Consider the following 18,435-nt stretch of genomic DNA (forward strand, 5'->3'; position numbering starts at 1 on the left):
TGTATCCAAAACCGATACAGTGTTCACATCTGTAGACGTTAGGAAATAGTGGCATGAGTTCTCTTTCTGTTCAGGGACGGATCACCCTGATCGCCGGTTGCTGTCTGCTGGCCAGTGCCGTCGCGCTGGTGGCTTCTTCTCTTTTCAACGCGGCCCGCATGCAGGAGCAGGTGCTAACCTCCACCACCTTGGAGGGGCAGCACGCGGCAGAAAACTGGATGCAGGCCATGGGGGCGACCCAGGCAGCCCGGGTGACCAGCTACCTCGATGAGGCTTACTTCAGGGCGACCCTGCTTGCCGAGGGCATTCTGTTCCAGCGCAAGAACGCTGCCGACAACTTCGTTCACTCCGAGGCGCTGCGCAATGCCGTCAACCAACAGTTGCAGGATGCGGCGGAGTCGTCAGCGAACCTGCTCGGTGTCTATGCGGTATTCGAACCCAACCAGCTCGACGGGGAGGATGACAACTATCAGGGGTCGACGGCGCTTGGCGCCAACGACAAGGGGCGTTTTTCCAGCTATTGGGCTAGGGTCGACGGCAAGGTCAGTCTGGAGGTGATGGACGAGGCGATGCTGGCCAACGACAAGCCCTCCGGACACGGCGGCCTTGAGAACGACTGGTACAGTTGCAGCATCCGCAGCAAGGCGCTCTGTCTGCTCGAACCCTATGTGGACGAGGTGGGGACCCAGCAGGTGTTGATGACCTCGGTGACCGTGCCGTTGCTGGACCAGGGCTCCCTGCTTGGCATGGTGGGGGTCGACATCTCCCTGGGGACCCTGCAGAGCCTGGTGGAAGAGATGGGCCGGACCCTCTACAAGGGGCAGGGCAAGGTGCTCCTGCTCAGCAGTGAAGGGCGGGTGGCCGGCGTGGAAGGGTTCCCGGTCGCCCTTGGCAATCTGCTGGAGCAGCAAGGGCTTGCGCAGGATCTCAAGGGGTGGCTGACCAAGGGAGATGTGGTGACGCGCTGGAGCCCGGATGGCGCACTGTTGCAGACCTTCGTGCCGGTCAGCATGCGCGGTACGGATCGCAAGTGGGGCATCTATATCGAGCTGCCCCGCGCCGTGGTGCTCGCCTCGGCCCTGCAACTGCAAGGGGAGCTTGAGGAGCAGGCCCAGCGCAGCGTGGCCACCCAGCTCACGATAGGTGGCGGGATTTCGGCGCTCGCTCTGCTCTGCATCTGGCTGATGGCCCAGCGCATCGTGGCGCCCATCCGCGCCGTGGTGGCACGCCTCAAGGACATCGCCAGCGGGGAGGGGGATCTCACCCAGCGCATCGATCTGCGCAGGGATGACGAGATAGGCGAGCTGGCCAAGTGGTTCAACAAGTTCCTGGACAAGCTGCAATCCACCATCAGCCAGGTGATCGACACCGTTGCGGGCACCCGGGCCAGTGCGGCCCTGGCGGCGCAAGGGGCAGCCCGTACCAGCGCCGGCATGCAGTCCCAGTATCAGGAGGTGGATCTGGTGGCGACCGCGTTTGAAGAGTTGAGCGCTACCGCCCTGCAGGTCGCCGGCAATGCCAATGCGGCGGTGGCGGCGGCCGATGAAGCCGACACGGCGGCCCAGGAGGGCAAGTCCGTGGTGGCGCAGACCCAGGAGGCCATGTCCAGACTGATGACGGTGATAAGCGATGCCAAACCAGTGGTGGAGCACCTCTCCGCCAACAGCGACAACATCAACGACATCCTGGTGGTGATCCAGGGGATTGCCGAGCAGACCAACCTGCTGGCCTTGAACGCGGCCATCGAGGCGGCCCGAGCCGGTGAGCAGGGGCGCGGTTTTGCGGTGGTCGCCGACGAGGTGCGCAACCTGGCGGGCCGAACCCAGAACGCCATCGTCGAGATCCAGAACCTCATCGGCCAGTTGCAGTCGGGGACGGAGGCGGTGGTGAAGGCGATCCTGACCGGTCATCACCAGGCGGATCTGACCCTCACCAAGGTGGAGCAGTCGGTCAGCGTGCTGGAGCAGATCATCCAGGCTGTCGGCACCATCCACCAGATGAATGAGCAGATCGCGAGGGCCGCGCAGGAGCAGAGCGGCGTGGCGGACGAGATCAATCGCAACGTCAGCAACATTCGCGATGTGAGCCATACCATTCGGGCGGAAGCGGCGACTTCCGCCGACAACGGGCGCGAGCTGTCGCAACTGGCGGACAAGCAGCAGCAACTGGTGGGCCAGTTCCGGGTGTAGGGGAGGATAAGAAAAAAGGCGCCATCCAACCGGATGGCGCCAAACACATTCAGATGACAGACTGGGTTAAATCGACCTGATTTAGCCCTTCTTCCCGCAGAGGAAGAAACACAACACCACAATCACTGTCGACTCACTCACAAAAACCACATGTAAACCAACATGGAAGAGAAGGTGTGAGCCATATGACAACGAATTGCGTGGCGAATTATGTTTATTCACTGGTCGACCCGCAACCGACAATTTATAATGCGCCCCATTAGAAAAATTCATCGTCGGCCGATTCCATGTCTCGTCGTTTACCTCCGCTCAATGCACTGAAAGCGTTTGAAGCCGCGGCTCGTCACTTGAGCTTTACCCGCGCAGCAGAAGAGCTGTTCGTGACCCAGGCAGCCATCAGCCACCAGATCAAGGCGCTGGAGGAGTATCTCGGCATCAAGCTGTTTCGCCGCAAGAATCGCTCCCTGCTATTGACCGAGGAGGGGCAGAGCTACTTCCTCGATATCAAGGACATCTTTGCCTCCATCTCCGAGGCGACCGACAAGCTGCTGGCCCGCAGCGCCAAGGGGGCGCTCACCGTCTCCCTGCAGCCGAGCTTCGCCATCCAGTGGCTGGTGCCCCGCCTGGTCAAGTTCAGCGAACGCCACCCGGACATCGATGTGCGGATCAAGGCGGTGGACATGGACGAGGGGTCGCTGACCGACGATGTGGACGTGGCCATCTACTACGGCCGCGGCAACTGGCCGGGTCTTCGTTCGGACAAGCTGCACACCGAGTACCTGATCCCGGTCTGCTCGCCCCTGTTGCTGACCGGCCCCAAGCCGCTGCGCACCCCGGACGATCTGACCCGTCACACCCTGCTGCACGACACCTCCCGGCGCGACTGGAAGGCCTGGTTCCGCCAGCTCGACATCGATGCCCCCAATGTCAATCAGGGGCCCATCTTCAGCCACTCCACCATGGTGATCCAGGCGGCGATCCACGGTCAGGGGGTGGCGCTCGGCCACAGCGTGCTGGCCCAGCCGGAGATAGAGGCGGGTCGTCTCATCTGCCCGTTCGAGCAGGTGCTGGTGAGCAAGAACGCTTTCTATCTGGTGTGTCAGGAGCAGCAGTCCGATCAGGGCAAGATAGTGGCCTTCCGTGACTGGATGCTGGAACTGGTGGAGCAGGAAGAGGCCCGCAGGCGTGCCCGCCTTGCCGATGCCTGAGGAGTTGACCTGGTGACTGACCTGACAAGAGAGGGGGCGAGTGACGCCCCCGTTCGCATTCTGCTGGCCCACGGCGCGGGGGCGGGCATGGAGCACAGCTTCTTGGCCGAGTTGTCGCGACTGCTGGCGGGGCCGGATATCGAGGTGGTGCGCTTCAACTTCCCCTATATGACCAAACGAGCTCAGGACGGCAAGCGCAGGCCGCCGGACAGACAACCCGTGCTGCTGGCTCACTGGCGCGAGATGGTGCGTCAGTTTGCCCATCCCCGGCTGTTTCTGGCGGGCAAGTCCATGGGGGGGAGGATGGCGGCCGAGCTGTTTTGCGAGGGGGGCGACGAGATGGATGCTGCAGGATTGATCGTTCTCGGGTATCCTTTCCACCCCCCGGCCAAGCCCGACGCATGGCGGGGCGAGGTGCTCAAGCAGATCACGACGCCCACACTGCTGCTGCAGGGGGAGCGCGATACCTTCGGTTCCCGCGCCGAGCTGGCCAATTTCCCCTTCTCACCCGCCGTATCGGTCCACTGGCTAACCGACGGGGATCATGGTTTCAAACCGAGAAAGGCGAGCGGCATGAGCGAGCAGGAGAACCTGCGCCTGGCCGCGGAGCGGATCAAGGGTTTTATCGCGGCGGTGGGCCGCTCCTGACCATCTCGAGCGGGTCGAGAGAAGAAGCGTGCAAGGAGAGAAGATGCAGATCCAACGACATTGGCTGGTGCTGGCGGGCTTCTTCGGCCTGACGGCCACCATGCTCGGGGCCTACGGCGCTCACGGGCTGGCGGCGACCGGCATCGCTCCTTCGTTGCTGGCGGCGTTCAACACCGCCGTGCAATACCAGTTTTTCCACGCCCTGGCCCTACTGGTGCTGGGGTTGTGCGGCGTGCGCGGCAAGGTGATCACCTTCGCGGGCGCCGTCTTTGTGCTGGGGATCCTGGGATTCTCCGGCAGTATTTACGCCATGGTGCTGCTTGGCAGCAAGGGGCTGGGGCTCATCACCCCGGCCGGTGGCCTCTGTTTTATGTTGGGATGGGCGGCTCTGATGTGGGCCGGCTGTCGTCTTGGAGGAAAGAATGAATAATCTGCTGCTTTATTGCCGCCCGGGTTTTGAGAAAGAGGCGGCGGCAGAGATCACCGAGCGTGCCGGCAACATGCAGTGCTACGGCTTTGCCCGGGTCAAGGACGACAGCGGCTATGTGATCTTCGAGTTGTATGACGAGGAGCAGGCCGATCTGCTGGCGCGCAAGCTGCCGTTCCGCGAGCTCATCTTCATTCGCCAGATGCTGGTGGTGACCCACGAGCTGAAAGATCTGGAAATAAGCGATCGGGTCTCTCCCATCCTGGAGGCGGCGAGTGGCTACGCCATCTGCGGGGATCTGCGGGTGGAGACGGCCGACACCAACGAGGCGAAGGAGCTCTCCGCCTTCTGCCGCAAGTTCACCGTGCCGCTTCGCCAGGCGCTGCGCAGCAACGAGATCCTGACCAAGAAGGAGACCCCGAACCGTCCCGTGTTCCACGCCTTCTTCCTGGCCAATGACCACCTGATGCTGGGGTACTCCTACTCCTTCAACAACTCCGCCTTCCACATGGGGATCCCGCGCCTGCGCTTCCCGGCCGATGCCCCGAGCCGCTCCAGCCTCAAGCTGGAAGAGGCGTTCTACGTCTTCGTGCCGAAGGAAGAGTGGGACTTGCGCCTGTGCTCCGGCCTGAAGGCCGTGGATCTTGGCGCCTGCCCGGGTGGCTGGACCTATCAGCTGGTGCGTCGCGGCATGATGGTGACGGCGGTGGACAACGGCATGATGGCCCAATCCCTGATGGACACAGGTCAGGTGAAGCATATCCGTGACGATGGTTTCGTGTGGCGGCCGAGCAAGAAGAATACCTACTGGCTGGTGTGCGACATGGTGGACAAGCCGGCGCGAGTGACCCACATGGTGGCCGACTGGTTCAGGGAGAACGACTGTCAGGAAGCCATGTTCAACCTCAAGCTGCCGATGAAGAAGCGCTACGCCGAGGCGGTGCACAACATCGAGGTGCTGCGCGGACTGCTGGCGGAGATCGACGGCGGCTTCATCATTCAGGCCAAACAGCTCTATCACGATCGCGAAGAGATCACGGTGCACGTCTACAACAAGTTCTGGGTCTCCAAGCTGGCACCCAAGTCCTGAAGCAGCATCGGGAACAGGGCATGAAAAAACCGGACGGCGACGTCCGGTTTTTTTGTGTCTGGGTCATCAGAATCGGTAGTCCAGACGCATCATGGACTCATCGTCGGTGATCTTCAGCTCAATTTGCAGGGGAATGGTCTTGTCACTGGGGTTGAACTGCATCTTGACGCCATCCCCGCGAAGCTTGACCGAGGTGTTGATGCCGCCAGCGTTGAACTTGATCTTGGGCTTTTGCTTTTCGAAGGAGAGGCTGACGCTCTTCTCTGCCGTGAGGTTCAGCTTCTGATAGGGGGTGACCTGCCGATTGCCGTTGCTGTCGGTGGTGATATCCACCCCCAGAGAGAGCGGCTTGGGCTGTTTGAGCAGATCGTTGGTATCCAGGGTGGATTGCCAGGTCTGCTTGGCTGGCGCCTCGTGCTGGGGAGGCGGCGTCAACCAGGCATTGTCGACTGGCCTGTCTAATGCCGGGGCACTGCTGCTGACAATCAGCAAGATGAAAGTAGCACGCATGGTGGATCTCCTTATCCCTCATATCAACATAGTATTCATCTGGCGAGGGAGGTAGGGAGGCGTTGGCATAAAACAAAGGGAGCCGAAGCTCCCTTTTAAAATCATATGGTTGGATTCCATTTATAGACGGTCGATGATGGCCTGGGTGAATTCGCTGGTGGACGCTGTGCCCCCCAGGTCACGGGTCACCCGATCACCGGACTCGATGGTCGCCCGCACGGCCTCGCGAATGCGCTCCGCCTTGTCCTGCATGCCGAGATATTCCAGCATCTGGATGGAGGCGAGGATCACCGAGGTGGGGTTGGCGATGTTCTTGCCGGCGATGTCCGGCGCAGAGCCGTGTACCGCTTCGAAGATGGCGGCCCCTTCACCGATGTTGGCGCCCGGCGCCATGCCCAGCCCCCCCACCAGACCGGCACAGAGATCCGAGAGAATGTCGCCGAACAGGTTGGTGGTGACCATCACATCGAAGCGCTCCGGGTACATCACCAGGTTCATGCAGGCGGCGTCGACGATCATCTCCTCGTTCTGGATGTCCGGGTAGCGGGCCGCGACCTGACGGGCCACTTCCAGGAACAGGCCGGAGGTGGACTTGAGGATGTTGGCCTTGTGGATGATGGTGACCTTCTTGCGTCCTTCCTGGCGCGCCAGCTCGAAGGCGAAGGTGACGATGCGCTCGGCCCCTTCCCGGGTGATGATGCTCATCGCCTCGGCGCTCTGGTTGTCATCGCTGCGCTTCTGGCCGGCACCGGAGTACATGCCTTCGGTGTTCTCGCGCACCGTGATGATGTCGATGTTGTCGTAACGGCTCTTGGTGCCCTTGAAGGAGAGGACGGGGCGCACGTTGGCGTAGAGATTGAACTTCTTGCGCAGGGAGACGTTGATGGAGGTAAAGCCGCCGCCGACCGGAGTGGTGAGCGGGCCTTTCAGGCTGACCTTGTTCTTCTCGATCAGATCGAGGGTGGCCTGGGGCAGCAGCTCGCCATGTTTTTCCAGGGCTACCAGACCGGCGTCTGCGTATTCGTAGTCGAAGTCACAACCCGCGTGGGTCAGGATCTGGATGGCGGATTCGATGATGCTGGGGCCGATGCCGTCGCCCGGGATGACGGTAATCTTTCTTTTTGACATGAGGCGTATCCACTTCTAGGGAACAGAGGGGGAGGATTCGTCGGCTTTATACCATTTTTGCACCACATCCTCCATGTTTCTTTACATTTTACCCATTTATGTCAACAGGTACGGCCTGTCTTGGGAAATGGTGTGCTGGGGATCACGCCCCGGCATCAGGGATGGGAGGGTAGCGGATCTCCCGCAGGTTGAATCCGAGCGGGATATCGTGCTGCAGCCGGACCAGGCGTTGGGCCAGCAGGGCCTCTTCCCGGTGCTGGCGCAGCTTGAGCAGGGGTCTGGTGGCCTCCTCCCGCTCACAGGCCTCCAGCATGGCAGCCAGGTCCCCGTATTGCTGCAGCAACTGGGTGGCGGTCTTGGGGCCGATGCCGGGCACCCCCTTGATGTTGGAGCCGCCGATACCGGTCAGGGCCCAGAAGTCCACAAGCTGGGTCGGTGTAACGCCGTACTGCTGCTGGACGAAGGCGGCATCCAGCCAGCGTTTGTTGAAGTAATCCCGCACCCGGATCTGCGGGCAGATGAGCTGGCAGAACCCCTTGTCGGTGGAGATGATGGTGGCGCTGGCGCCGTGCTGGGCAATGCCGCTTGCCAGGGTGGCGATGAGATCGTCCGCCTCGTCGGTCTGGGAGAGCAGGGCATCCACACCGCACTCCCAGAAGGCGTCCTGCAGGTCGGCAAGCCCTTCTCTCAGCTCATCCGGCATGGGGGTGCGGCCCTCCTTGTAGGGGGGATAGAGCGTCTTGCGCCAGCTGTGGATCTCACCGTCAAAGACCGCGATGGCGTGGGTCGGCTCGCTGGCCGCCAGGAGCTTCTTGCAGGTGTTGATGAGGTTGGCACGGGTGGCGAGCAGGGCCTGGGCCGGGGTCAGTCCCTGCTGGCTCTGCACCGCGTGCAGTCGGCGGATGAGGTTGAGGGCATCGATGATGAGCAGGTGTGGCATGGGGCACTCCGGGCGTCGGGGGAGGCCATTGTAACAATGGTGGCGTCTCCTGCTAACCCCGTAGAAGACCAGTCAATGAAAGAGGGGCCCATGGGCCCCTCCGGTGCGGTGCATTGTGATGTCCCGACTATTTGACTATCTCGTAGCAGGGAACGTACTGGCTGCCCGGCAGCTTCATGCGCTGCTGCTTGACGAAGCTTTCCAGCAACCTGTCCATCAGGTGCATCAGCTCCTTGTCGCCGTGCAGCTTGAAGGGACCCTTCTTCTCGATGGCCCTGATGCCCCCTTCCTTGACGTTGCCTGCGACGATGCCGGAGAAGGCGCGGCGCAGGTTGGCTGCCAGCAGCTGGGGCGGCTGGTTGCGATGCAGATCCAGGCTGGCCATGCTGGCGTGATCCGGCTCGAACGGCAGCTGGAACTCGGGCTCGATCCGCAGGGACCAGTTGAAGGAGTAGGCATCTCCCACCGACTTGCGGTATTCGCGGATCTTCGGCATCGCCTCCTTCATCACGCGGGCCACCTCGGGCGCATCGCCGATGATGATCCGGTAGAGACTGGTGGCGGCTTCCCCCAGGGTTGCCTTGACGAAGTCGTCGATGGCGCGGAAGTAGTCGGCGCTCTCTTTCGGGCCGGTCAGCACGATGGGGATGGGTTGGCGATCGTTGGCCGGGTGCATCATGATGCCGAGCAGGTAGAGCAGCTCCTCGGCAGTGCCGACCCCGCCCGGGAAGATGATGATGCCGTGACCCAGACGCACGAAGGCTTCCAGCCGCTTCTCGATGTCCGGCAGGATCACCAGCTCGTTGACGATGGGGTTCGGCGGTTCGGCGGCGATGATGGAAGGCTCGGTGAGACCGATGTAACGGCCGTTGCGCACCCGCTGCTTGGCGTGGCCGACGGCGGCCCCCTTCATGGGGCCCTCCATGGCACCCGGACCGCAACCGGTACAGATGTTGAGCTCGCGCAGACCCAGCTCGCTACCCACTGCCCGGGTGTACTGGTATTCCACCTCGTTGATGGAGTGGCCGCCCCAGCAGACCACCAGGTTGGGATCGGCGCCGGGCAGGATCGCCTTGGCGTTGCGCAGGATGGCGAACACCACGTTGGAGATATGGGTGGAGCTGGTCAGGTTGACCAGACGATTGGACTCGAGCTGGGTCGACACATAGAGAATGTCCCGCAGCACGGAGAACAGGTGCTCCTGGATGCCGCGGATGATCTCGCCGTCGACGAAGGCGTGCTCGGGGGCGTTGAACAGCTCGAGCTTGACCCCGCGCTCGCGCCGGATCACGTGAATATCGAAGGATTTGAAACGTTCCAGTATCTCTTTGGAACTGTCGGTATGGCTGCCGGAGTTGAGGACCGCCAGCGAGCAGTTGCGAAACAGTTGATAGATATCGCTGGAGGCCGTCTGCTTGAGGCGATCCACCTCGAGCTGGGACAGCAGGTCCATGCTGCCCACGGGATTGATGTGTGTAATCATAATTTCCCCTTTCACTCGCTTGTTATCGTTGTGCTTTCCCTGGGGAGAAAACGGGATGCTTTGGCATCCCTCGGGTTCGATAGTAGAGGCAAGGGGGTGGGCAGGGGAATAGGGGGACTGTGCGTTTGCCGCTTTTTTAGCCGCCCCTCAAAGCGGATTCAGGCGAGATTGACCTGATCCCGGCCGGAGTGCTTGGAACTGTAGAGCGCCTTGTCGGCGCGCTCGAACGCATCCGTGGTATGGTCGCCGGTCCGAAACAGGGTGGCACCGATGGAGATGGTGATCTCGACCCTGGCATCGCGAAAGCGGAACGGGATGCTCTTGATGGTCTGACGCAGGTTCTCCAGCGGCTTCTGGTACTTGTCCGGATTGATGTTCGGCAGCAGGACCACGAACTCCTCACCGCCAAAGCGGGCGATGAAGTCGGTGTCGCGCAAGGCGTTCTGCAGGGCCTTGGCAACCACCTTCAATGCCTTGTCGCCGGCCATGTGGCCGTAGTTGTCATTGATGTGCTTGAAGTGGTCGATGTCGATGATGGCCAGGCACAGGGGGGTGCCATAGCGTAACCAGCGTTTGTATTCGAGCTCGAGCCGCTCGTCCAGGGCCGCCCGGTTGTGTACCTGGGTCAGGCTGTCGAGGAAGAGCTTGTGTTTCTGGATGGTGAGCCGCTTCTTGTACTCGGCGGTCTCGTCCTTCATCAACCTGAGCTTGGCTTCCATGTTGGAGAGGTGGGTGAGCAGGTGGCGCTCGCGGTTGGCCATCTCCTCCCGCTCCTGCTGCAGCCGGCGGATGGTGTCCAGATGCCCAGAAATGGCGCCCCTGAGTATTTGTGGCGAGTCATGGGCTGCCATGGCGCGATCGATGGCGGCGAGTTCCCGCTCCAGCGCCTGTCCGCTGAGATGGGCGGCATTTTGCAGCGCCCGCCCTTCATCCAGGGATTCGGTAAAGCTGTAATGGACCGAGGAGAGACTCTCGTTCAGGGTGCTGAGAAACGCCTGGGAGGCTTTGCGCTCTTCCCGGGTACCCTCGATGATGAGTTCGATGATCTGCAGGCAGACTTCGGCCAGCAGGGCAGGGGTGATGCCCCCGAGCAACTGGCGGCGGATGTCTGCGAGGCTCTCGCCCACGGCGCCGGCAAAGTCGAGCTCGGTGATGAGACGCTGCAACTCGTCTGAAATCTGGGCATGTGCCTTGACGTCAAAGGAGTCGGTAGGGGCCGGGCTGGAGAGCTCGGTGGGGATCTCCGCCGAAGGGGGGATCAGCGGCTTGCGCGGCAGCAGCTGGATCTTGATCGCCTGCTGGTAGAACTCCAGCAGCCGGATCACCTTCTTCTGGTGATCGCCGATGCCGTAACTCTCCGGGCTGGCGAGAAACTCCTTGAGGGCGCGGCGGGTATCTTCCGGAAACCCTTTGATGGTTTTGAGCTGTTTGCTGCCGAGATCAATGGCTGCCCGGGTCAGGCTGATGGACTCTTCCATGGTGTGGCTGTGCTGCTGCAACAGCTTCTCGATGGCGATCAGATCGGCATCGATGGAGGTGAGCGGAGGGTTGCCTTCAAGTTTCTGCTTGAGCTTGGCGAGCCGGTTGTCGAGCTCGCGATCGTGGCCGCGACAGGCTTGCATCAGCTTGCCGATGAACTGGATACTGCGGGTGCGTTCGGCATCGGAGAAGCTCGCCATGCCGTCAAGCTCCTGCTGTTTCTGCTGGAGGGATTCCCTGAGTCTTGCCAGTTGTCCTGTTACGGCAGCCATATCATTCATTCTTCAGGTCGCCCTGTTGTCATTATCGTTTTTGTTTCGTCCAGCAACAGAAAGCCAATCAAAGACCCCGTTGAGTACCTTTTTGTCACGGATTGTCCGCAACCTTCGTCCGTGAAAGCGCAAGCCAGTTAACCCATTGCTTTTCATGAGAAGAATTTACTTTTACCAGTCCCTTGTCAATTGCCATCAAGCAGCATTGCCACACATCTCCGTTAAAAAATGCGGCCTGCTGGCAATCGATGGCAGCCAGCTCAAGCCAGACGCTCTGCTGGCATTTTTCGCTGAGCTGAATGGCACCCGAGAGGGCCAGGTAGCAGAGATCGAACAGGCCGTGGTGATCGAGGGCCATGGCCGCCTTGGGCAGGAAGGGATGACTGACGATGCCGAGGCTGATGCGCCTGTCCAGCGGGTGCTCGCAGGGGAAGGCTGCCAGGGTGTCGAGCAGGGTCTGGGCCAGCTGATGCAACTGGGCCACGTGGCGCTGGGGCACCACATAGAGCAGGTGGCCTTCGCGCAGGTCGTAGATGCGGCCATCCTGCGGGGTCAGTTCGTTGACGTAGCGGCCGAAGGCCTGCTCTATCTCGCGGCTGACCTGATAGCCGTGCTGCTCCAGGCTGTTGATCAGGAAGGGAACCCGGAACAGCAGGTAGTGCAGCTTGTCGTCAAATTCGCTGGTGGGGCGTTCGCTCAGGTACCAGCGCTCGGATTTTTGCTGGCGCTTGGCCATCTCCCGCGGCCAGCGACTCATCAGTCGCTGCCAGTTGGCCAGGCCGCTGCGCGGCTCTACCAGCAGGGCTTCTCCCAGCTGTTTGGCATGAAGGCGCGCGACCCGCAGTTTCAGCCAGAGGGTGAAGAACAGATAGATGAAGAGTGCCAGCAGCAGCCCGGTGCTGACGCTGGTCCAGAGGTATCGCTCCTGCTGGTGCTGGCTGGCGTCGAGTTGCTGTTCCAGCTCCTTGACCTGTTGCACTCGCTCCACCTGGGCGTAGTTGTCGCGCACCGCCTCCTGCTCCAGCGCTAGCTGCTGCTGGCGAACCAGTTCGCTGCGCTGGTGGTAATTCTTGTAGCTCTCCAGGGCCTGCTGGAGGTAACCCTTCTGCTCATAGGCGACGGAGAGCAGGCGGAAGATCTCGAATTGGCGCCGGATGTCCCCAATCCGGTTGGCCAGGGTGAGAGCGTTCTCCAACTGCAGGATGGCGATGCCCGCCTCCTGCTGCTTGAGGTGCAGCTCTCCCAGCAACAGCAGGGTGTCGATGAGCGACTCCTTGTCATCCCCCAGCTCATGGGACTGGCGTGCGGCGTTCAGGTAGTTTCGCGCCAGGTTGAGGTTGCCGGTCTGCAGGTAGGTCTTGCCTATCTCGAACTTGAGATGGGCGATGCGGGTACGGTTGCTGCTCTCATCCAGCAGGTCGAGGGCATTGAAGAAATAGACCAGCGCCATGTTCATCTCGCCCTGATCGCGGTTGAGGCGGGCGAGCACGATCAGGGCGTCGCTCAGCATGGAAGGATTGCCGAGAGCATGAAAATAGTTGGCCGCCTCGCTGGCGTATTGCAGCGCTTTTTGTGGCTCCTGCTCTTCCTGATAGAGGCTGACCATCTGGTTCGAGAGCAGGCCGAGGAAGAGGGGATCCTGCAGGGGCTTGGCTTGCTGTTGTGCTTCGATGTACTCCCCCAGTGCAAGCTGGGGCTGACCCAGAGCCTGATAGAGATCCCCGCCCACGGCGCTGGTCCAGGCCCTGGCCAGAGGCTGTTTGGCGTGATCCGCCCATTTGCGGGTCTCGGCCAGCTGCTGTTTGGCGAGATCGAATTGCCGCTCCTCTATGCTGGCGTTGACGCGCAGCAAGCGGCTGTAGACCTGCAACTGGCTCTCCTTGAGGTCGGGATTGGCCAGCAGTTTGTCGAGTTTGTCGAGCAGGGGGGCCGCGGCGCCATGGGTATGCTGTTGCAGGTTGCGGCTTCGAACCAGCAGATAGAGCCCATGGGCCTGCAGCTCGAACTGCTGCTCTTTCTCGGCCATGGCGATGCCCTGCTCAAAGGACTCCTGTGCCGGGGCGAACTGCCCTAGCTGCTGCAGACACTCCCCCTTGAGCAGATAGGCGCCCGTGGTCTGGGTGGCGGTACCGTAGTTCAGCATCGGCTCGCGATAGCCGTACTCCTGACGGTTGCTGATGATCTGCTTGGGATTGTTGGCCGTGCGTTCGAGGAAGGAGGTGGCAATCTGGGCACATCTGGCGGGATCGGTCAGCACCAGGGTCTGGGCCTGCTGCAGGTCGATGGACAACTGCTCCTTGGCCAGATCCAGATCAGGAGCCGACAGGGAGGACATCATCATTGCCAGAAAAAACAGTTGATTCATTGGATTAAGAACGGCACGGAGGTGCAGGCATGTTATCCAAGCCCACCCCCGCCCGTCCAGAGTTTACTGAGGTGATGCGCAGCGGGCCGCAGCCCGCAGGATGGCGGCGCCGGTGATTACTGGCGAATGAGGCGCAGGTTCGCCGGAACCGGCTCCCAGTCGCTGCGGAAGGGGTTGATGTCCAGGCCGCCGCGGCGGGTGTAACGGGCATGGACGGTCAGTTGTTCCGGGGCGCAGAAGTGCTTGAGATCGGTAAAGATGCGCTCGATGCACTGCTCGTGGAACTCGTTGTGCTGGCGGAACGAGATGAGGTAGCGCAACAGCTTCTCCCGGTCGAGGCGCGGGCCGCGATAGTGGATCACCACGGATCCCCAGTCCGGCTGGCTGGTCACCAGGCAGTTGGACTTGAGCAGGTGGCTGTGCAGGGTCTCCTCCACGATCTCGCGACCGGCGGCCCCTTGCAGCAGGGTTTCGTCAAACTCGTAGCCGTCCACCTCGATATCCAGGCTGTCGATGCACTCACCGGGCAGCTGGGCTATCTGGTGGGGGGCCTGGTCGAGGGTGAAGAGGGTGACGCTCACCGGGGCACCAGCGCAGCCACTCAGGTCCTGAACCAGCAGCGCCTGCACCGCCTCCAGGGAGTCGCAGCGGGTCTGGTTGAAGGAGTTCAGGTAAAGCTTGAACGACTTGGACTCGATGAGATTCGGGCTGGTGGCCGGCACAAAGACCTCCCCGATGGCAACCACGGGCTTGCCTTTGGCATTGAGCCAGGAGAGTTCATACAGGGTCCAGACGTCGCACCCCTGGAACGGCAGTTCACCTCTCAGGCCAAGATCGTCGCGGTTCAGGCTGCGTGGCACGGGCTGCAGCAGACTCGGGGTGTACTGGCTGATGTAGGCGGACTGCTGCCCCAGGCTCAGGCCTTGCAGCGCACTGGCGCCGGCGTATCTCTCTTGTTTGCTCATGCTGGTTTGCTCACGCTTGTCTGATAAGGGGTTTGATGGTGCAATGGCCCGATTTTTCGATCAGGTACTTGCGGCCATCAGAGGCCGCTATTGTGGGGAATATCGATGTCGGATCAAGTCCTGTCTGCCCTGGAGCAGTTCTTTTTACGCTGGCAGCGCGATGGCGAAGGAAGGCGGGGGCTGCCCCTGTGCGACTGGGAGGCCGACTGGCGCTCTCCTTGCGAGCTGGATGAACCCAGGGAGGGTCGGGTAGCCTGGCGTCCGTTCCAGCGGGAGCAGGCAGCCGACTTCACGGCCATGGCGAACGCCCTGGAGCTGACCCTGCATCCCAGCGCCATCGCCCTGTTTGGTCACTGGTTCAGCCGCCCTCTGCCCTGCTCTTTCAAGGGGCTGCGCATCGAACTCATCCTGCCGTGGAACGACGCCGATCTGGATCTGCTCAAGGAGAACCTCATCGGCCACCTGCTGATGCTGCGCAAGTTGAAGCGATCCCCTTCACTCTTCATTGCCACGACCCGCAACGAGATGACGCTGGTCTCCCTCGATAACGAGAGCGGCCAGGTGTGGCTGGAGTGGCTGGACACCGGACGGCGCCTGACGCTGGCTCCCTCGTTGCCGGCCTTTCTGGCGCGACTGGAAACCTTGCCCCAGTGATGCCCCAAAAGAGAGGGCCTTGCCACCTGGCAAGGCCCTCTCTTTTTAATGCGCCATTGTGCGCGGTGGGCACCTACTCCTTGAAGTCCCAGGAGAGGTTGGAGACCAGCCTGCAAGGCTCGCACCTGAAGTCGAAGATCTCGTGCAGGGGGGCGGCCAGCGCCCATGGGCCACCACAGCCAGGGCAGGGGCGAGCCCGCTCTTCGGTAGCGCTCAGGCCACCTACCCGGTAGAGATAGTAATAGGTGGGAATGCCGCTCAGGACCTCCAGCCGTCTGGCGAGATCGCTGCCCCGGCGATGAAGGCGGCTGCCCACCTCGCCGATTTCGTGCAGGGCGGCGTGTTCGGCGATGGAGCCGTTCATCTGCAACTGATCGCAGGCTTCCCAATCTTCCTGCCACTTGATGATCTGCTTGTGGTCACCGTTGGCGACGGCGGGCAGCCGATAGAGCGGGATGGGGGCGAAGTGATCGCCACAGCGCAGGGGAGAGCAACTGTGCAGGAAGCTGGTGTAGAGCAGCATCCAGCTGGGACGCTCTCCCTGCTCTGCGCACGGGTCCGTGCTATCCGAGAGCAGATCCGCCCCTTGCAGGTGGAGTTTGGGGGCGAGCAGGCCCGCCTGGTGCAGACCTTGCTCGGCAAGGGCGACCAGTTCGCTCTGGTTGTCAGGGTGCAGGCTGTCCTGCTCCGGGCAGACCACCCGGCTGACGAAATAGCCTTCGTGCATGCTGGTGGGAAACTCCCGCCCCAGGATCTGACCCTGATAGCGCAGCATGTCGAGGTAGTGGACGATGGCCCGTTCGGCCTCCCCGAGGGACGTATCGCGGTAGCACTCAAAGGTGAGTTCGAGGATATGCATGGCGACGGGTCAATCCGGCTTCTGGTTGAGCAGCAGAGCGGTGAGGCGATCGACCTTCTGCTCCAGCCGGGCGAGCTGTTCACTCAGTTGCTGAAGAGTGACGCTTTCCGTGGCCAAGGGGGACGCCTCGGGGGCACTGGCGGGGGCGGGCGCTGTCGCCGCGGGCTGGGGTTGTTGCTTCCACTGGCTCAACACCTTGAGCAGCTCGGCCATGGGCACGGGATGGCTGAGGCGGGCCTTGACCATGGCGGTAGAGGGGGTGATCCCCCTGGCACTGAGTTCGTTGGCTATCTGGATGATCTCTTGGGCTGACATCTTGGCTCCTGCACGGCCGTCTTGCTGCGGGTGGATAGTGGCACAGAGCTTAATCAAAGCCTGTCCATCAGGAAAGCGGAGCGAAGGGCGTGGGTGGCGAGAGGGAGGGGATTGGCGGCTCCGCGTCTACCCAACGCTGGCCGCCGGGAGTGCGGGGATCAGGTCCCCTGGCGCAGCATCACATCCAGCTGGTCGATGGCTTCCGCCCAGTCGGCGTCGTGGCTGAGGGCATCGCGCAGAAAGCCTGCCTGGGAAGGAGTCCAGAACGGCGCGTCGGGCAACTGGGTATGGCGATCGATGGGATGGTCGCGGATAAAACGCTGCTGGCTGATGTCGTCACTGGCCAGCCCCAGCTGGGCAAACAGGGCGGCCATGTCATGGGTGAGCAATTCCATGTTGGTACTCCTTGGAAGGGGGCTGTGGAAGAGTATAGCCAGCCCCCGTGCTCTCAAATCTAGGAGGGGAGACGATGGGGTGGCAGCTCGACACCGGCGACATGCAGCCCCTGCATGCAGAGCTGTCCCTGATAATGGCTCTCTCCGTCGCTGGAGAACTCGAACTGGTAGTAGGTGAGCAGGCGCAGGGGCTTGTGCCCCAGGGCGCGGTGTGTCCGCGCCAGCGACAGCAGTTGCAGGTCATGGTGCTGGCAGTAGCGGCGCATGTATTGCCAGGCCAGCTCCGCCTGGCGGCGCTGTTGCCAGAAGGCCCAGCCAACGAGGCCGAGCAGCAAGATCCCAAGCATTTCTCCCATCAGCGGGTTCCTTCTGTGATGTGTGTGGGGCCCTGTTCACCCCAGGCAACAGGGCCGTCGTGCCGGGCCTAGGTGGCAGCGAACAGGCGACCGATGGCCAGACCCAGGGCCTCGCTGCGTTCGGGGTCACGCAGTTTTGCCAGCATATCATTGCGCAAGGCCGGTAGCGTGACGAGCTCGGCAAATACCTGGTTGAAGAACTGGGTGGGTTGCAGGGCGAGCTGCTCCAGAAACAGGCCGAGCAGTTCGGGGTGTTTCAGATCGGGCCAGAGGCGGCCAGCGATGGCGAGGAGCAGGGAGGGACTTGGCCGGGTTTGCAGCAGGGTCAGCAGCTTGTTGGTGCGCAGTCCGTTGCCCGGGCAGGAGGCCAGTGCCCGGCACAGATAGGCCAGGGTTTCGGGGTCAGGCTCGGCGCACTCCTGCTCCTTGCCGATGCGCTCCAGCAATGCGCCTTGCAGGGCAGGAGGCAGGGGGGCGTTCTCCAGGCTCTGGCACAGGGCGTAAAGAGGGGCCTGCGGCAGCATGGGCAAGGCCTTGCAGACCAGTGCCAGGTTGCGTTCAACCTGCAGCCGCTCAGCGAGATCTGCAAACCCTTGCAGTCCCAGGGCCTGCCACCCCTCTTCCCCCGGCGCCGCCAGATAGTGGCAGAGGGCCTCGTAGTAAGCGGAAGGGGCTTGTTCCAGCTGGCGGGCCAGCTTGGCGTGCACACTGGCCATCTTGGCCTCGGCCGGACGGAAGGTGTAGGGGTTGTCCGCCAGACGCTGGGCCTTCTCTTCGTCCAGTTCACCGGTGAGCTTGTAGCCCAGAGTCTCTACCACCTGATCCATGAAATGCTTGGGGCCGCTGGAGATGAGCAGGCCGCGCTCATCGAGGGCGAACTTGAGGAACCAGAGGTAGTGCCTGGATTCGGTGGGCTGGAAGAAGTGCACGCCGAGCCAGGCGTGCTGCTGCAACGGCCAGGGGTAGGGCTCCTGCTGCTGCTCGATGCGCACGAAGAGGTCGCTGGGGAGCGGGCGCACCTGGCGGCCCAGATCGAACAGCTGAAACTGGGTATCGGCCTGGGTCAGAAACTCGGTCAGGGTGTTGATGGAAGACATGAAGAGATCCCGCTTGAAGATAATGCGGGCGATTATAAGGGGGCTGCACCAGATA

Annotated in this window: 18 protein-coding genes; 6 read left to right on the forward strand and 12 right to left on the reverse strand. The window is 62.0% G+C overall.

All coding sequences use genetic code 11. The features are described 5' to 3' along the window. Positions 1 to 53 precede the first annotated feature (53 nt). From AB5Y68_RS17065 to rlmM, 5 genes are all read left to right on the forward strand, one after another. A complete protein-coding gene (locus tag AB5Y68_RS17065) occupies positions 54 to 2,189 on the forward strand; it encodes a methyl-accepting chemotaxis protein (RefSeq protein ID WP_039040706.1) in 2,136 nt (711 codons plus the stop codon). Positions 2,190 to 2,476: 287 nt separating this feature from the next. Further along, on the forward strand, positions 2,477 to 3,397 hold the full coding sequence (locus AB5Y68_RS17070; protein WP_029313926.1) for a transcriptional regulator GcvA: 921 nt from the start codon (positions 2,477 to 2,479) through the stop codon (positions 3,395 to 3,397). Positions 3,398 to 3,409: 12 nt separating this feature from the next. Further along, complete coding sequence (locus AB5Y68_RS17075; protein ID WP_039040705.1) at positions 3,410 to 4,045, forward strand: alpha/beta fold hydrolase; 636 nt, start codon at positions 3,410 to 3,412, stop codon at positions 4,043 to 4,045. A gap of 43 nt (positions 4,046 to 4,088) precedes the next feature. Beyond that, the gene (locus AB5Y68_RS17080; RefSeq protein ID WP_010673377.1) at positions 4,089 to 4,475 is read left to right on the forward strand and encodes a DUF423 domain-containing protein; all 387 of its coding nucleotides are present in this window, start codon (positions 4,089 to 4,091) and stop codon (positions 4,473 to 4,475) included. Further along, a complete protein-coding gene (rlmM, locus tag AB5Y68_RS17085; protein WP_039040704.1) occupies positions 4,468 to 5,562 on the forward strand; it encodes a 23S rRNA (cytidine(2498)-2'-O)-methyltransferase RlmM in 1,095 nt (364 codons plus the stop codon). The genes AB5Y68_RS17080 and rlmM overlap by 8 nt, the downstream gene beginning before the upstream one ends. Positions 5,563 to 5,628: 66 nt before the next feature. Here the strand turns inward: rlmM and AB5Y68_RS17090 are convergent, their stop codons facing one another. From AB5Y68_RS17090 to queF, 7 genes are all read right to left on the reverse strand, one after another. Then, complete coding sequence (locus AB5Y68_RS17090) at positions 5,629 to 6,072, reverse strand: hypothetical protein (protein WP_039040703.1); 444 nt, start codon at positions 6,070 to 6,072, stop codon at positions 5,629 to 5,631. A gap of 120 nt (positions 6,073 to 6,192) precedes the next feature. Further along, complete coding sequence (locus AB5Y68_RS17095; RefSeq protein ID WP_010673380.1) at positions 6,193 to 7,200, reverse strand: isocitrate dehydrogenase; 1,008 nt, start codon at positions 7,198 to 7,200, stop codon at positions 6,193 to 6,195. 142 nt (positions 7,201 to 7,342) lie between these two features. Then, entirely contained in the window at positions 7,343 to 8,140 is a 798-nt protein-coding gene (xni, locus tag AB5Y68_RS17100; RefSeq protein WP_039040702.1) for a flap endonuclease Xni, read from the reverse strand. A 127-nt stretch (positions 8,141 to 8,267) separates the two neighbouring features. Continuing rightward, positions 8,268 to 9,623, reverse strand: coding sequence for a nucleotide 5'-monophosphate nucleosidase PpnN (gene ppnN, locus AB5Y68_RS17105; protein ID WP_010673382.1), 1,356 nt, complete (start codon positions 9,621 to 9,623; stop codon positions 8,268 to 8,270). 158 nt (positions 9,624 to 9,781) lie between these two features. Next, positions 9,782 to 11,383: a diguanylate cyclase gene (locus AB5Y68_RS17110; RefSeq protein WP_039040701.1), complete on the reverse strand. Its 1,602-nt coding sequence runs from the start codon at positions 11,381 to 11,383 to the stop codon at positions 9,782 to 9,784. 85 nt (positions 11,384 to 11,468) lie between these two features. Further along, a complete protein-coding gene (locus tag AB5Y68_RS17115) occupies positions 11,469 to 13,739 on the reverse strand; it encodes a hypothetical protein (RefSeq protein ID WP_039040700.1) in 2,271 nt (756 codons plus the stop codon). Positions 13,740 to 13,855: 116 nt separating this feature from the next. Beyond that, positions 13,856 to 14,704, reverse strand: coding sequence for an NADPH-dependent 7-cyano-7-deazaguanine reductase QueF (gene queF / locus AB5Y68_RS17120; protein WP_010673385.1), 849 nt, complete (start codon positions 14,702 to 14,704; stop codon positions 13,856 to 13,858). Between the two features lie 105 nt (positions 14,705 to 14,809). On the opposite strand from queF, the gene syd reads away from it, so the two are divergent. Beyond that, entirely contained in the window at positions 14,810 to 15,358 is a 549-nt protein-coding gene (syd, locus tag AB5Y68_RS17125; protein ID WP_039040699.1) for a SecY-interacting protein, read from the forward strand. Positions 15,359 to 15,431: 73 nt separating this feature from the next. Here the strand turns inward: syd and AB5Y68_RS17130 are convergent, their stop codons facing one another. From AB5Y68_RS17130 to AB5Y68_RS17150, 5 genes are all read right to left on the reverse strand, one after another. Continuing rightward, on the reverse strand, positions 15,432 to 16,217 hold the full coding sequence (locus AB5Y68_RS17130) for a Zn-ribbon-containing protein (protein ID WP_039039418.1): 786 nt from the start codon (positions 16,215 to 16,217) through the stop codon (positions 15,432 to 15,434). A gap of 9 nt (positions 16,218 to 16,226) precedes the next feature. After that, positions 16,227 to 16,532, reverse strand: coding sequence for a hypothetical protein (locus AB5Y68_RS17135; protein WP_039039419.1), 306 nt, complete (start codon positions 16,530 to 16,532; stop codon positions 16,227 to 16,229). 158 nt (positions 16,533 to 16,690) lie between these two features. Next, on the reverse strand, positions 16,691 to 16,927 hold the full coding sequence (locus AB5Y68_RS17140) for a DUF2789 domain-containing protein (protein ID WP_039039420.1): 237 nt from the start codon (positions 16,925 to 16,927) through the stop codon (positions 16,691 to 16,693). A gap of 59 nt (positions 16,928 to 16,986) precedes the next feature. Then, complete coding sequence (locus AB5Y68_RS17145; RefSeq protein ID WP_039039421.1) at positions 16,987 to 17,283, reverse strand: DUF3301 domain-containing protein; 297 nt, start codon at positions 17,281 to 17,283, stop codon at positions 16,987 to 16,989. A 68-nt stretch (positions 17,284 to 17,351) separates the two neighbouring features. Then, entirely contained in the window at positions 17,352 to 18,380 is a 1,029-nt protein-coding gene (locus AB5Y68_RS17150; RefSeq protein ID WP_039039422.1) for a DUF3549 family protein, read from the reverse strand. Between the last annotated feature and the right edge of the window lie 55 nt (positions 18,381 to 18,435).

Origin of the sequence: Aeromonas sp. R6-1 (assembly GCF_040908165.1) — a bacterium.
Lineage (GTDB): Bacteria > Pseudomonadota > Gammaproteobacteria > Enterobacterales > Aeromonadaceae > Aeromonas > Aeromonas caviae.